Below are 14659 nucleotides of genomic sequence, written 5' to 3' on the forward strand. Positions count from 1 at the left end.
GGATTTAAATTGACCAAACTTTAGGCAATTGTGCCTTTCCATTAAGCAACGTCAGCAGAGGTACCAACCGCTTGCGGAGCGAATAGCTGTCCGACGTCATAAGCCGGATCAGAAGCTTCGCCACGCCTGCGGTCTCGGTGATGCTGCATCCCCCATCCTCACCCACAATCTGCCGGGCTTTATCGAGATGGCGTGCTATTTGCTTCCCAATCATCAGGATTGTCGCTATCGCCACAGCACCATCGGTTACAGCGCGGCTGTTCAATTGCGCGGCCACGTCGGGGCCAATGCTGAACTCTTCAGCGTGAACCAGCCGATCTCCAACCCGCACCCGCCAGCGATCTCGAAACTGCGCTTGCTCGACCCTTTCTCCCATTGCAAGCCGCCCGAAAACCGTTGTTTCCACCAGCAGCAGTTCAGCACTTGCAGCCATTTCAATCTCCAGCCTGCGCAATAGCGCAGATTGGTTGAACAGAATGGTTTCCTGAGGGAGCCATGCAAAACGTGTGCCGTCTGCAAGCTTGATACTTGTGGTGATGCGAGCCTCATCATCGCTCGCGCGGTAGATACGTTCGCAGGCTTGGCTCGTGATGATAGCTGACGTGTTTTTGGCCAGTTCCATCTGCCAATTCAGGCGATCACCGCCAGTTAAACCGCCCGATGTATTTATGAGGATAGCCTCAAGAGGATCAGTTGCAGCTCGTGGCATACGGATCTTTGCAGCGCCCTCCTGATAAAGCTTTGCAATTCGGGTACGGCCATCCTTGAACTGAAGCGATAATCGCCCAATTCCGTTAACGCGCTGTGATGAAAGCGCCCTCAGATGCTGGTTTGCTGCCGTCATATTCCCGATCATGCTTTCGCTTTGTCGTAGTTGAGGAAGCGAATTTCATGCCAAGAGAACTGGCCAGGGGGACGACATGTTATATTACTGCGGCTCCAGCTAGGATTGGTTCGTTGGAGCCGCCGTAACTGTTTGTTTTATAGATCATCCAACACAAAACCGCTTCGCACTTTTGTTGGAATTGCTATAAACAAAAACCCCGCTTCACATTTGAAAGCGGGGTTCTCTTGGTACCGGATGTCGGTCTGACTTATTCCGGCTTGATCGTCTTGAGCAGATCGGCAATCGAAACTTCGACCGTTGGGCGGATATCCTTACGCCACAGGGCAAAAGCAACGTTTGCTTCGATAAAGCCCGACTTCGAGCCACAGTCGAATGTCCGGCCATGGTAATCGAAGCCGAAGAACTTCTGCTGGTCTGCAAGTTTGAGCATGGCGTCGGTCAGCTGGATTTCATTGCCAGCACCCTTTTCCTGCTTGCTTAGCAGTTCAAAGATTTCCGGCTGAAGAATGTAGCGGCCATTGATATAGAGATTTGAAGGTGCGGTGCCCTTGGCTGGCTTTTCAACCATCTGGTTGATCTCAAAACCGTTGCCAATCGCATTGCCCTTGCCGACGATGCCGTACTTATGGGCTTCTTCAGGATCGCATTCCTGCACGGCAATCACATTGCCGCCGGTTTGTTCATAAAGCTCGACCATTTCCTTGAGGCAGCCCTTCTTCGACTGCATGACCATATCTGGCAAAAGCAGTGCAAAAGGTTCATCGCCGACCAGTTCGCGTGCACACCAGACCGCATGGCCAAGACCGAGTGGAACCTGCTGACGGGTGAAGCTGGTGGTGCCTGGCTGCGGCTGCAATTCCTGCAGATGCTCAAGCTCAGCCTTCTTACCGCGTTCGGCAAGCGTGGAATAAAGCTCAACCTGTGCGTCGAAATAGTCTTCGATGACAGCCTTGTTGCGTCCGGTGACGAAAATCAGATGTTCGATACCGGCCTCGCGGGCCTCGTCTACCACATACTGGATGACTGGCTTGTCGACTACGGTAAGCATTTCCTTGGGGATGGACTTTGTCGCGGGAAGAAAGCGGGTCCCAAGACCGGCGACCGGGAAAACTGCCTTACGGATTTTGCGGATCGAACTCATTCGTCTCCTCGATTTGTTACAAACAGCGTTGTGCTATCAAAGCATTGAAACCATTGCATTTCAAATAGGGCGTTTTCATTAAGGAATGACGAAATTCCGTCTTTTTCCTTATCACATTCGATGACCTGACCTTAATCTTACTTGATTCAAATATTTCATAAAAGTTCAGGCAATTTTTTTCGTAAATCGCGCCATGGTAAACCAAATGCTAACCTGAAGCCTATAATTCTAAGCCTCATCAGGGTCGGCCCCAAATTCAACACTGGATAGTATTAGCGACTTAATGCAATCTAACTGAAACAGGCTCGGCATGAAAGGCAACTCGCCGTTAGGCACGGCAAAATATGATTGCAGAAGGGAAACACAGAATGCTGCGATTTCCATTCACTCTGGGACGAGGAATGCGCGCCAAGATTACAGCAACCGTTGCGGTGGCAATGCTTGCATCTGGGCTGACGACTGGCAGCGCTTTCGCTGATGCCAATTTCAGAAAATGGGTTTCCAGTTTCCGCACCACGGCTGTTCAGAATGGCGTATCGCCATCGACATTTGACCGCGCGTTTCGAGGCGTCGATTCGCCCGATCCGGAAGTACTGCGCAAAGCGCGCTTTCAGCCGGAGTTCAACGAGCCTGTCTGGAACTACATCGACAACCGCGTGAATGAGCATTCCGTGGCTGTGGGCCAGAGCATGGCGAAAAAATGGGGCCCATGGCTCCAGCGCATCGAACAGCGCTTCTCGGTTGATCGCAATATCCTGCTGGCCATCTGGTCGATGGAGAGCAATTACGGCGAAATCCTCAAGCGCGACGATGTCATGATGGACACGATCCGCTCGCTGGCGACGCTGGCCTATGCAGATCAGCGTCGCGCCAAGTTCGGCCGCACGCAGCTGATCGCCGCAATGAAAATTCTCCAGACCGGTGATATCGACCGCGGACATCTGACCGGCTCTTGGGCAGGCGCAATGGGTCATACCCAGTTCATCCCGACCAGCTACCAGGCCTATGCTGTCGACATGGACGGCAATGGCAAGCGCGATATCTGGAATTCGGTTCCCGATGCTCTTGGCACCGCCGCAAACCTTTTGCACCGCAATGGCTGGCAGCCGGGTCGTACTTGGGGTTATGAAGTTCAGCTTCCAGCTGGGCGAAAGTTCCCATCCGGCTCACTTTCGGCTGCTGAATGGCAGAAGCTCGGCGTGGTTCGCGCCAATGGCCGTCCATTCCCAGATGCCAATGAAAAGGTCACTTTGAAAGTTCTGGACGGTCGTGAGGGGCCAGCCTTCCTGATGGCTAAGAACTTCTCCGTCATCAAACGCTATAACAATGCCGATAAATATGCACTCGCCGTTGGCCTGCTTGCAGATCGCATTGGTGGTTATCAGGGTTTGCGCCAGGATTGGAACCGTCCTTTCACGCCAATCACCATGAATGAACGTGAAGAATTGCAGACGCATCTTAAGGCGCTTGGCTATTACGACGGCAAGATCGACGGCAAGATCGGTTCAACTTCGCGCAAAGCGATTGAAGCATTCCAGCAGCGCAATGGCTTGCAGCCAGACGGCCATCCAAGCGCGGAGGTGCTTTCGGTTCTCCGCCGCCGTTAAAAGCCGCTTAAAAGGAATGGAGCGTGCATCTGATGTACGCTCCTTTTTCTTTTTGGCGATGGGCGCTACAATTCTGGAAGCAGGAAGGTAAGAACTATGCAGACAAAGCAGTTCAAAAACACGGCTTTCAGCGTTTTAGCAACCAAGCTTGTTGCCTTCGCGATTGTTCTCTCCGCCTTTTCATCTGCATCGGCACAGGAGCGTCCACGTACGATTTTCGACCTGCTGTTCGGCCCCAAAAAGGCACAGCCACAGCAGCAATATGAGCAGCCAAAACCACAACGTGTGCGCCCGGCCAAACCCAAGCGCGCGCAAAAAGCAACACCCGTTGCCCGCTCAACACCCGCACCTGCCCCGCAGCCCGAAGTCAATTTCGTTGAAAAGAAGCCGGATGCCAAAAAGGTTCTCGTGGTGGGTGACTTCATCGGCAATGGTCTTGCGGAAGGTCTCGACGTTGCCTTTGCAACCAATCCGGATTTGCGGATCGTCAGCCGTATCAACGGCTCGTCAGGCTTTGTCCGCGACGACCATTTTGATTGGCCTGCCAGCATCGGCAAGATACTTGAAGAAGAAAAGCCTGCCGCTGTCGTCGTGATGATCGGTTCAAACGACCGACAGGCGATCACCGCAAAAGGGCAAAGTCTTGCGGCTCGCTCGCCCGAATGGACGGCGGAATACCAAACCCGCGTTTCCAAGTTCATGAAGGAAATCAAGGATAAGAACTATCCTCTAATATGGGTTGGCCAGCCACCGTTTCGGCCACGCGGCATGTCGCAAGATATGCTTGCGCTCAACGAAATCTATCGCACCGCATCCGAAAAGGCGGGGGCGAGATTTATTGATGTTTGGGACGGTTTTATCGACGAAGAAGGCAATTTCAGCCAGACCGGCTTCGACATCAACGGTCAGACAGCGCGTCTGCGCGGTAATGATGGGATCAACACCACCACTGCCGGCAAACGCAAACTCGCTTTCTACGCAGAGAAGCCTCTAAAGGCGCTTTTCGGCGACATTCGCGACAATGAGCAATTGTTGCCCACCGCCGGAAAACAGGACCCTGCCAAGCCTGTTGATCGCATTGCGCCGGTGAGTCTGCGCGACATTGACCGCGACAATAGCGGCGTCTTGCTGGGCGGAACGCTGGCATCGCGCAAAAAGGAAGAGAAAAAGCCATCAGAAGAGCGAAAAACTGCTCCTGGCCGGGCAGATGACTTCAGTTGGCCGCAAAAAAGCGTAAATCCCTGATACTTAAACATAATAATGGCGGAGCAGGCCAACTTTTACTGAAAGTGTGGTGAAATATGCGGCATTTCTTCGCCTAATTGCTATATTTCTCTTAGTTCACATTACAGATTTCCTCGTCTATCAGAAGCCTGTTGTCCGTTCCGGGCATGATTTTGAGGGTGCGTCCCCGACGCGGCCGCAATGCATAAGAGGCATCTGAATGAATATTGCATCGAAGCCTCCCGTTGAGAACAACCGGGAGGAGGAACCCCATCTTGCACGCAATCTGTCCAATCGACATCTCCAGCTGATCGCCATTGGTGGCGCAATCGGCACGGGCCTTTTCATGGGTTCGGGCAAGACCATCTCGCTCGCGGGACCATCCATTCTGCTGGTCTATGCGATCATCGGCTTCATGCTGTTCTTCGTGATGCGTGCGCTGGGTGAAATCCTGCTGTCCAATCTCGAATATCGCTCATTCGCTGATTTCGCAGGCGACTATCTCGGCCCATGGGCACAGTTCTTCACTGGCTGGACCTACTGGCTTTGCTGGATTGTAACCGGCATTGCCGATGTGGTGGCAGTTTCGGGCTATGTATCGTTCTGGTATCCGGAACTGGCTCTGTGGATTCCGGCGCTTGGCCTGATCGGCGTGTTGCTGCTGCTGAACCTGCCAAACGTGCGCAACTTCGGTGAAATCGAATTCTGGTTTGCGCTGATCAAGATCGTTGCAATTGTCGCGCTTATTCTGGCTGGCGCTTATATGCTGATCACGAATTTCACGCTGCCAAATGGCACGCAGGCTTCGGTCACGCATCTGTGGGCGAATGGCGGGTTCTTCCCGAACGGCTTCTTCGGCTTTGTGGCAGGCTTCCAGATCGCGGTTTTCGCTTTCGTGGGTATCGAGCTGGTTGGTACGGCTGCGGCTGAAACCGAAAACCCGACGCGTAATCTGCCAAAGGCAATCAATTCGATCCCGATCCGTGTCGTGCTTTTCTATGTTGGTGCGCTGTTCGTGATTATCACGGTCATTCCGTGGGATCAGGTCGATCCAAACTCCAGCCCGTTCGTGGCCATGTTCTCGCTGGCAGGACTTGGCATTGCCGCCCATGTCGTCAACTTCGTGGTGCTGACTTCGGCAACGTCGAGCGCCAATTCCGGCATCTACTCGACCTCGCGCATGATTTATGGTCTGGCAACATCGCGCCTAGCACCGCAGACACTCGGCAAGCTTAACAGCCGCAAGGTGCCGGTGAATGCCCTGTTCTTCTCCTGCATCTTCCTGCTTGCAGGCGTTGTGCTACTTTATGCAGGCCAGAGCATCATTGAAGCTTTTACTATCGTCACGACGATTTCAGCGCTTCTCTTCATCTTCATCTGGTCGATCATTCTTGCGTCTTATCTTCAGTATCGCCGCAAGCGTCCTGATCTGCATGAAAAGTCGACCTTCAAGCTGCCGGGCGGACGCGCTTCAGTCGTCATGGTCTTTACCTTCTTTGCCTTCATTCTCTGGGCGCTGGCACAGGAACAGGACACGGCAGCGGCACTCAAAGTAACACCGATCTGGTTTGTGTTCTTAGGCATTGTCTATCTGGCAATCCGCAAGAATCGTAAGCAGAGCTAACGCGCATTCCGAAAAGTGGAAACCGGTTTTCGGACCAAAATGCGCGTACAAAAAAGTAACTAAAAAGCCCGGCTTAAAGCCGGGCTTTTTATTGAGACGAAGTTTTAATTACCGCGGCAATACGGACGATCCCATCAGATCCGCATCAATTGCGTGGGCTGCCTGACGGCCTTCACGAATTGCCCAGACAACCAGCGACTGACCACGGCGCACATCGCCTGCTGCATAGAGCTTATCGACATTGGTGCGATAGTCTTGCTCATTGGCCTTCACGGAAGTCCCACCGCGACGATCCGTTGCGATTTCGAGCTTATCGCCAAGTTCCTTCACCACGCTGTCTTCACCCGGACCGAAGAAGCCGATGGCGATGAAAGCAAGATCCGCCTTGATGAAAAACTCAGAGCCAGCAATCGGCTTGCGCTTTTCATCAACCTGGCAGCACTTCACATGAGTGAGCTTGCCGTCTTCGCCGATGAATTCAAGCGTTGCCACCTGAAACTCGCGATTAGCACCTTCAGCCTGACTGGAAGACGTACGCATCTTGGTTGCCCAATAAGGCCAGACGCTCAGCTTGTCTTCTCTTTCAGGCGGCTGCGGGCGAATATCGAGCTGCGTGACATTGACCGCGCCCTGACGGAAAGCCGTGCCAACGCAGTCAGAAGCCGTATCACCACCGCCGACAACGACGATATGCTTGCCACCTGCAAGGATTGGCGCTTCATGCCAGGCGACCGATTCAATGCTTTCGCGGCCAACACGACGGTTCTGCTGAACGAGGTAAGGCATGGCATCATGCACGCCTTCAAGGTCTGCACCCGGAATACCGGCTGGACGCGGCTTTTCGGAGCCGCCCGAATAAAGCACCGCATCATAGGTATCGAGCAGACCGCGCAGCGGCTTGTCGACGCCAATATTTACGCCGCAAAGGAAGCGGACGCCCTCACCTTCCATCTGCGTGACGCGACGGTCGATCAGGTGCTTTTCCATCTTGAAGTCAGGAATGCCATAACGCAGCAGACCACCCGGACGGCTTTCGCGTTCATAGACATCGACCATGTGCCCAGCGCGTGCCAGCTGCTGTGCGGCAGCAAGACCTGCCGGGCCAGAACCGATGATCGCAACTGACTTGCCGGTCTTCTGCGCTGCTGGCTGCGGAACGATATAACCAAGCTCATAGGCCTTGTCGCCCAGCGCCTGTTCAACGGTCTTGATCGCAACTGGCGCATCTTCAAGGTTCAGCGTGCAGGCTTCCTCGCAAGGCGCCGGACAAACACGACCCGTGAATTCCGGGAAGTTGTTGGTCAGATGCAGGTTGCGGATCGCCTGATCCCAGTTGTTGTTATAGACGAGATCGTTCCAGTCAGGGATCTGATTATGCACAGGGCAGCCCGTTGGACCGTGGCAGAACGGGATGCCGCAATCCATGCAGCGTGCCGCCTGCTTCTGCACTTCACCATCCGTCATGGGAAGCGTGAATTCGCGGAAGTGACGAATGCGATCGGATGCTGGCTGGTACTTTGCTACCTGCCGATCAACCTCAAGAAAACCAGTAACCTTACCCATTATTCCATGCTCCTATCGCGGTGCTATTCGCCATTTCAGGCGCACAAGCACCGCGTCTTGATTATGAGTTTTATTCCGCTGCAACGCCGATCTGCATGCGTTCCATCTCTTCGAGAGCGCGGCGATATTCGACCGGCATGACCTTCACGAATTTCGGGCGATAGCTCTCCCAATTATCGAGAATGTCTTTCGCACGCGTAGAGCCGGTGTAATGCAGATGGTTGGCAATCAGCTGCACCAGACGTTCTTCGTCGTGGCGCGTCATGTTTGCCGATACATCCACACGGCCCTTGTGCATCAGGTCGCCGCCGTGATGGTGCAGCTTTTCGAGGATGTCGTCCTCTTCCGGCACCGGTTCCAGCTCGACCATCGCCATGTTGCAGCGCTGTGCAAAGTCACCTTCTTCATCCAGCACATAGGCGACACCGCCCGACATGCCCGCTGCAAAGTTACGGCCAGTCTGACCGATAACGACAACCACACCACCCGTCATGTATTCGCAGCCGTGATCACCCACGCCTTCGACAACCGTGACCGCACCGGAGTTACGCACTGCGAAACGCTCGCCTGCCACACCGCGGAAATAGCACTCGCCTTCAAGCGCACCGTAAAGCACGGTATTACCTGCGATGATCGAGTTTTCAGCCACAATACGCGTGTCTTCTGGCGGACGTATGACAATGCGACCACCCGAAAGACCCTTGCCGATATAGTCGTTGCCATCGCCAATCAGTTCGAACGAGACACCGCGTGCAAGAAAGGCACCGAAGGACTGGCCAGCCGTACCACGGAGGGTAACGGCAATGGTGTCATCCGGCAGACCCTTGTGGCGGAAACGCTTGGCCACTTCACCCGAAAGCATCGCACCTGCCGAACGGTCGACATTCTTGATGTCGACATCGATCTTGACCGGCGTCTTGTTTTCAAGCGCAGGCATGGCCTGAGCAATCAGCGTCCGATCCAGAACATCTTCAATCGGATGATGCTGACGTTCGGTCCAGAAGATTTCGTGCTTCTCAGCTTCCGGCTTGTAGAAGATACGGCTGAAGTCGAGACCCTTGGCCTTCCAATGATCGATCATGGTCTGCTTTTCGAGCAGTTCGGTTTCGCCGATAATCTGCTCAAGCTTGGTGAAGCCCATGGCTGCCAGCAATGCGCGCACTTCTTCTGCCAGATAGAAGAAGAAGTTGATGACATGCTCAGGCGTGCCCTTGAAGCGCTTGCGCAGAACAGGGTCCTGTGTGGCAACGCCCACAGGGCAGGTGTTGAGATGGCACTTGCGCATCATGATGCAGCCAGCGGCAATCAGCGGAGCGGTCGAGAAACCGAACTCGTCGGCACCGAGCAGTGCACCAATCACCACGTCGCGACCGGTCCGAAGACCGCCATCGACCTGCAGCGCAATGCGCGAACGAAGACCGTTCAACACCAGCGTCTGGTGGGTTTCGGCAAGGCCGATTTCCCATGGCGAACCAGCGTGCTTGAGTGATGTGAGCGGAGACGCACCCGTGCCGCCATCATAGCCGGACACTGTGATGTGGTCAGCGCGTGCCTTGGCAACACCGGCCGCAACCGTACCAACACCCACTTCCGAAACCAGCTTAACGGAAATATCAGCAGCCGGATTGACGTTCTTCAGATCATAGATCAGCTGTGCCAGATCTTCGATGGAATAAATGTCATGGTGTGGCGGAGGCGAAATGAGGCCAACGCCCGGCGTCGAGTGACGTGTCTTGGCGATGGTCGCATCGACCTTATGGCCCGGCAGCTGACCGCCTTCACCCGGCTTTGCACCCTGCGCAACCTTGATCTGGATGAGATCGGAATTGACCAGATATTCCGTCGTCACACCGAAACGGCCCGATGCCACCTGCTTGATCGCAGAGCGTTCTGGGTTTGGCGTACCATCCGGCAGCGGATAGAAACGATCCGGCTCTTCACCACCCTCACCCGTGTTTGACTTGCCGCCAATGGCGTTCATCGCACGCGCAAGCGTGGTGTGAGCTTCACGCGAGATCGAGCCGAACGACATGGCGCCGGTCGAGAAGCGCTTGACGATATCGACCGCCGATTCAACCTCTTCAATGGCAACCGGCTTGCGACCACTTGCTTCCGCAAAGCGGATATCAAACAAGCCACGAATGGTCTTTGCCTGCGCCGCCTTGGAGTCGAGCATGGACGTATATTCGGTGAATGTATCAGGGTTCGAAGTACGGACGGCGTGCTGCAGTTTCGCTACCGCATCCGGCGACCAGAGATGTGCTTCGCCACGCATACGGTAGGCATATTCGCCACCAACTTCGAGCGCTGTCAGCAGAACCGGGTCATTACCGAACGCATCGGTGTGACGGCGCACGGTTTCTTCCGCGATTTCGTCAAGACCAACGCCCTCGATGCTCGTTGCCGTACCGAAGAAGAACTGATCGACAAAGCTCGTCTGCAAGCCAACCGCATCGAAAATCTGCGCGCCGCAATAGGACTGGTAGGTCGAGATGCCCATCTTGGACATGACCTTGAGAATGCCCTTACCGATCGACTTGATGTAGCGCTTGACCACTTCATATTCGTCGACTTCCGGCGGGAATTCGCGACGGCGATGCATGTCGAGCAGCGTGTCGAAGGCGAGATACGGGTTAATTGCTTCTGCACCATAGCCTGCGAGGCAAGCGAAATGATGCACTTCGCGTGGTTCACCCGATTCAACAACCAGACCGACCGATGTACGAAGACCCTTGCGGATCAGGTGATGGTGGACAGCAGCCGTTGCCAGCAGAGCCGGGATCGGAATGCGATCCGGACCAACCTGACGATCCGACAGGATGACGATGTTATAGCCGCCATGAACCGCTGCTTCCGCACGGTCGCACAGGCGTTCAATCGCGCCCTGCATACCGTTAGCGCCTTCGCCGACATTATAGGTGATGTCGAGCGTCTTGGTATCGAAGCGATCTTCCGTGTGACCGATGGAGCGGATCTTTTCGAGATCGCCATTGGTCAGGATCGGCTGACGCACTTCCAGACGCTTGCGACGCGATGTGCCAACCAGATCGAAAATGTTTGGGCGCGGTCCGATGAAGGAGACAAGGCTCATCACCAGCTCTTCACGGATCGGATCAATCGGCGGGTTGGTGACCTGCGCGAAGTTCTGCTTGAAATAGGTGTAGAGCAGCTTCGACTTGTCGGACATGGCCGAAATCGGCGTATCCGTACCCATCGAACCGATGGCTTCCTGACCCGTTGTGGCCATTGGCGACATCAGAAGCTTGGTGTCTTCCTGGCTGTAACCGAATGACTGCTGACGGTCGAGGAGGCTTACATCCTTGCGCAGCGCGCGAGGCTCAACCGGGTTCAGGTCTTCCAGAATAAGCTGCGTGTTGGAAAGCCACTGCTTGTAAGGATGCTTCTGTGCGATCTGTGACTTGATTTCCTCATCCGAAACGATGCGGCCTTCTTCCATATCGATGAGTAGCATACGGCCTGGCTGAAGACGCCACTTCTTGACGACCTTCTTCTCTTCGACAGGCAGAACCCCTGCTTCCGAAGCCAGAATGACGAAATCATCGTCAGTCACAATATAACGGGCCGGACGCAGACCGTTACGGTCCAGCGTCGCACCAATCTGGCGGCCATCGGTAAAGGCAACGGCTGCAGGACCATCCCATGGCTCCATGAGAGCCGCATGATATTCGTAGAACGCGCGGCGTTCGTCCGACATCAGCTTGTTGCCCGACCATGCTTCCGGGATCAGCATCATCATCGCATGGGCGAGGCTGTAGCCTCCCTGATGCAGGAATTCGAGCGCGTTATCGAAGCAGGCAGTGTCTGACTGACCTTCGTAGGAAATCGGCCAAAGCTTGGAAATATCGTTGCCGAACAGCTCCGAATCCACCGATGCCTGACGGGCAGCCATCCAGTTGACGTTGCCGCGCAGCGTGTTGATTTCGCCGTTATGCGCAACCATGCGATATGGATGCGCCAGACGCCACGACGGGAAAGTATTGGTCGAAAAGCGCTGGTGAACGAGAGCCACAGCACTTTCAAAGCGCGGATCTTTCAGGTCGTTGTAATAGGCACCAACCTGATAGGCCAGGAACATGCCCTTATAAACAACAGTGCGCGCCGACATGGATACGATATAGAAGCCCTTATCGTCCCCCTCGTTTTCCTGATAGATGCGGTTGGAAATGACCTTGCGCAGCACGAACAGACGGCGTTCAAAATCATCGTCGGTTTCAATAGTCGCGCTACGGCCGATGAAAACCTGGACATGGAAAGGCTCGGTCGCAGCAATTTCAGGAGCCTTCGACAAAGACTCATTATCAACCGGCACCTGACGGAAACCGATGAATGTCTGGCCTTCAGCAGCAATGACTTCCTTGATGATTTCTTCGATATGCGCGCGCAATTTTGCATCGCGCGGCATGAAGAGATAGCCTACGGCATAATGGCCCGGCTGCGGCAGGTCGATGCCCTGACGCGCCATTTCTTCGCGAAAAAAGCGATCTGGAATCTGCACCAGAATGCCTGCACCATCGCCCATCAGAGGGTCTGCGCCAACCGCACCACGATGGGTGAGGTTTTCAAGCATCTTGAGGCCGTTTTCGACAACCTGATGCGACTTCTGACCCTTCATATGCGCAATGAAGCCAACGCCGCAGGCGTCGCGTTCGTTGCGTGGATCATAGAGACCTTGGGCGGGGGGAGTACCCGCCGAAGTTCGCGTTTTTCGGGTTGCGTTGGTGGAATTGGTCGCAGCTTTGACCGTTCCGTTCTGACCGTTGTGTAAATCCACATGCGATACAGATGGCGTCAAATGCGGCATCGTCATTCCCTCCAGTGAGCGCGCAACCCTGCGCGATACGATAATGAACCGGAACGGCTATTCGTTCCGAACTGTTTTAGTCGCGCATCTTATCCGAAAACCGCTTCGCACTTTTCGGGATGCGCTGTGTCTCGCCGTGCGTCTGATCCAAAAACCGCTTCGCACTTTTTGGGACGCACTTTAGTCTGTGTATGGAAAGCCTTATCGAAAAGGCGTTGGACGACGTTCCGGGGCCGATGGCATAGCCATCGAAAGGAATATTGTTTTGGCGCCGTAGTCTTTCAGGCTCGACAAGCGACCTCGGCCCGCATTGCGGCGCACCAAACTCCCCTGTCTCATTAAGCATCGCATTCTGCCGGGTTATCCCGATCCGCGCGGCACTTTCTTTCTGCAACTGACGGAAGCTTTGACAAGAAACCTGACGATCACAGTGATGAATTGGACAGCAAGGGTGAATTAGTCAGTATTGCTGTCCTAATCACGTATGACAGAATTCAAATTCGCTCACAAGATGGAAACATGATTTTTTCGAGCCAATTGCGAAACAAAGTGTCGCAGACATTCACTATCGCATCATTTAATTACGTTTGATGCTAGTTGCGTCAGTTTGGCGCGCCTGGCGCTCCTCACGGGAAGCTCTAAAAAGTGACACATGCTGCTCGCTTTTTAGCGTCAACAGGCCTTACGCCTGTTACCGAGTCCGGTTATAGACCTTTGCTATAAGGTCCTACCGCCAGCGGAGAACATCGTGCATTTTGCTTCAGACAATTGGGCAGGCGCCCACCCGAAAATCGCTGAAAGTCTTTCGCTTCATGCAAACGGATTTGCTGCAGCCTATGGCGCCAGCGAAATCGACAAACGCGTTGAACAGCGTTTCAACGAATTGTTCGAGCGTGAAGTCGCGGTCTTCTTTGTCGGCACAGGCACGGCGGCCAACTCCTTGGCGCTCGCCAGCGTCAACCGTCCGGGCGGCGTTTCACTCGTGCATCGAGAAGCGCATGTGATCGAAGATGAATGCGGTGCGCCTGAATATTTCACCGGCGGCGCACGTCTGCATCCGATTGATGGCGCAATGGGCCGTATTGATCCTGAATTGCTCAAGCGCGAACTCAAGCGTTTCAATCCAGCTTTCGTCCATGCCGGTCAGCCGATGGCGGTCAGCATCACGCAGGCCACGGAAGTCGGCACGCTGTACCAGTCTGAACATATCGCGACGATCTCGCAGATTTGCCGCGATGCGGGCCTGCCTCTGCATATGGACGGCGCACGTTTTGCCAACGCGCTTGTATCCCTTGATATGACGCCAGCCGAAATGACGTGGAAACAAGGCGTCGATATTGTTTCCTTTGGCGGCACCAAGAATGGTTGCTGGTGTGCGGAAGCACTGGTCTTCATGGACCCGGCCCGCGCACGCGACCTGCCTTTCATCCGCAAACGTGCGGCACAGCTTTTCTCAAAGACGCGCTTTATTGCAGCACAGTTCGATGCCTATCTTGCAGACGATCTCTGGATTGACCTTGCAAAGCATTCCAATGCGCTCTCCGCGCGTCTCGCCCGTCACATCGATGCATCCAGCCAGATGCGGCTCGCATGGAAGCCGGAAGCCAACGAGGTTTTCGCGATCATGAAACAGTCAGTCTATGACCGCCTGCGCAGTGCGGGTGCGATCTTCTATGACTGGAACCCGCCGCATTCGGAAGTCAACCGCATCAGCGAGGGCGAAATCTTCGCGCGCTTCGTCACGAGCTTTGCCAATACCGAAGAAGAAGTCGATCAGTTCGGCAAGCTTATCGCTTAGAGCGCGTATCCCAAAAGCAAAAAAAGCGGCGCT

8 protein-coding genes are annotated in these 14659 nt (G+C 54.5%); 4 read left to right on the plus strand and 4 right to left on the minus strand.

Annotated features, from left to right (window positions below; all coding sequences use genetic code 11):
- Nucleotides 1–4 precede the first annotated feature (4 nt).
- Nucleotides 5–844: an urease accessory protein UreD gene (locus QSJ70_RS06055; RefSeq protein ID WP_215778157.1), complete on the minus strand. Its 840-nt coding sequence runs from the start codon at nucleotides 842–844 to the stop codon at nucleotides 5–7.
- A 250-nt stretch (nucleotides 845–1094) separates the two neighbouring features.
- On the minus strand, nucleotides 1095–1988 hold the full coding sequence (galU, locus tag QSJ70_RS06060) for a UTP--glucose-1-phosphate uridylyltransferase GalU (RefSeq protein WP_084479833.1): 894 nt from the start codon (nucleotides 1986–1988) through the stop codon (nucleotides 1095–1097).
- Between the two features lie 368 nt (nucleotides 1989–2356).
- On the opposite strand from galU, the gene QSJ70_RS06065 reads away from it, so the two are divergent.
- From QSJ70_RS06065 to QSJ70_RS06075, 3 genes are all read left to right on the plus strand, one after another.
- On the plus strand, nucleotides 2357–3595 hold the full coding sequence (locus QSJ70_RS06065; RefSeq protein ID WP_215778155.1) for a lytic murein transglycosylase: 1239 nt from the start codon (nucleotides 2357–2359) through the stop codon (nucleotides 3593–3595).
- Between the two features lie 96 nt (nucleotides 3596–3691).
- Nucleotides 3692–4840: a DUF459 domain-containing protein gene (locus QSJ70_RS06070; RefSeq protein WP_285535147.1), complete on the plus strand. Its 1149-nt coding sequence runs from the start codon at nucleotides 3692–3694 to the stop codon at nucleotides 4838–4840.
- Nucleotides 4841–5039: 199 nt separating this feature from the next.
- Nucleotides 5040–6443 carry an amino acid permease gene (locus tag QSJ70_RS06075; protein ID WP_502871668.1) on the plus strand — a complete coding sequence of 468 codons (1404 nt, stop codon included), beginning with the start codon at nucleotides 5040–5042 and terminating at the stop codon, nucleotides 6441–6443.
- Nucleotides 6444–6551: 108 nt separating this feature from the next.
- Here the strand turns inward: QSJ70_RS06075 and QSJ70_RS06080 are convergent, their stop codons facing one another.
- Together QSJ70_RS06080 and gltB are read right to left on the minus strand one after the other, a co-directional pair.
- Complete coding sequence (locus QSJ70_RS06080) at nucleotides 6552–8006, minus strand: glutamate synthase subunit beta (RefSeq protein ID WP_079213212.1); 1455 nt, start codon at nucleotides 8004–8006, stop codon at nucleotides 6552–6554.
- A 70-nt stretch (nucleotides 8007–8076) separates the two neighbouring features.
- A complete protein-coding gene (gene gltB, locus QSJ70_RS06085) occupies nucleotides 8077–12828 on the minus strand; it encodes a glutamate synthase large subunit (RefSeq protein ID WP_285535148.1) in 4752 nt (1583 codons plus the stop codon).
- A gap of 748 nt (nucleotides 12829–13576) precedes the next feature.
- Here gltB and QSJ70_RS06090 point away from each other — a divergent pair.
- Nucleotides 13577–14626, plus strand: coding sequence for a threonine aldolase family protein (locus tag QSJ70_RS06090; protein ID WP_215778146.1), 1050 nt, complete (start codon nucleotides 13577–13579; stop codon nucleotides 14624–14626).
- Nucleotides 14627–14659 lie beyond the last annotated feature (33 nt).

It is taken from the genome of Brucella sp. NBRC 12950 (assembly GCF_030268145.1).
Classification (GTDB): Bacteria; Pseudomonadota; Alphaproteobacteria; order Rhizobiales; family Rhizobiaceae; genus Brucella.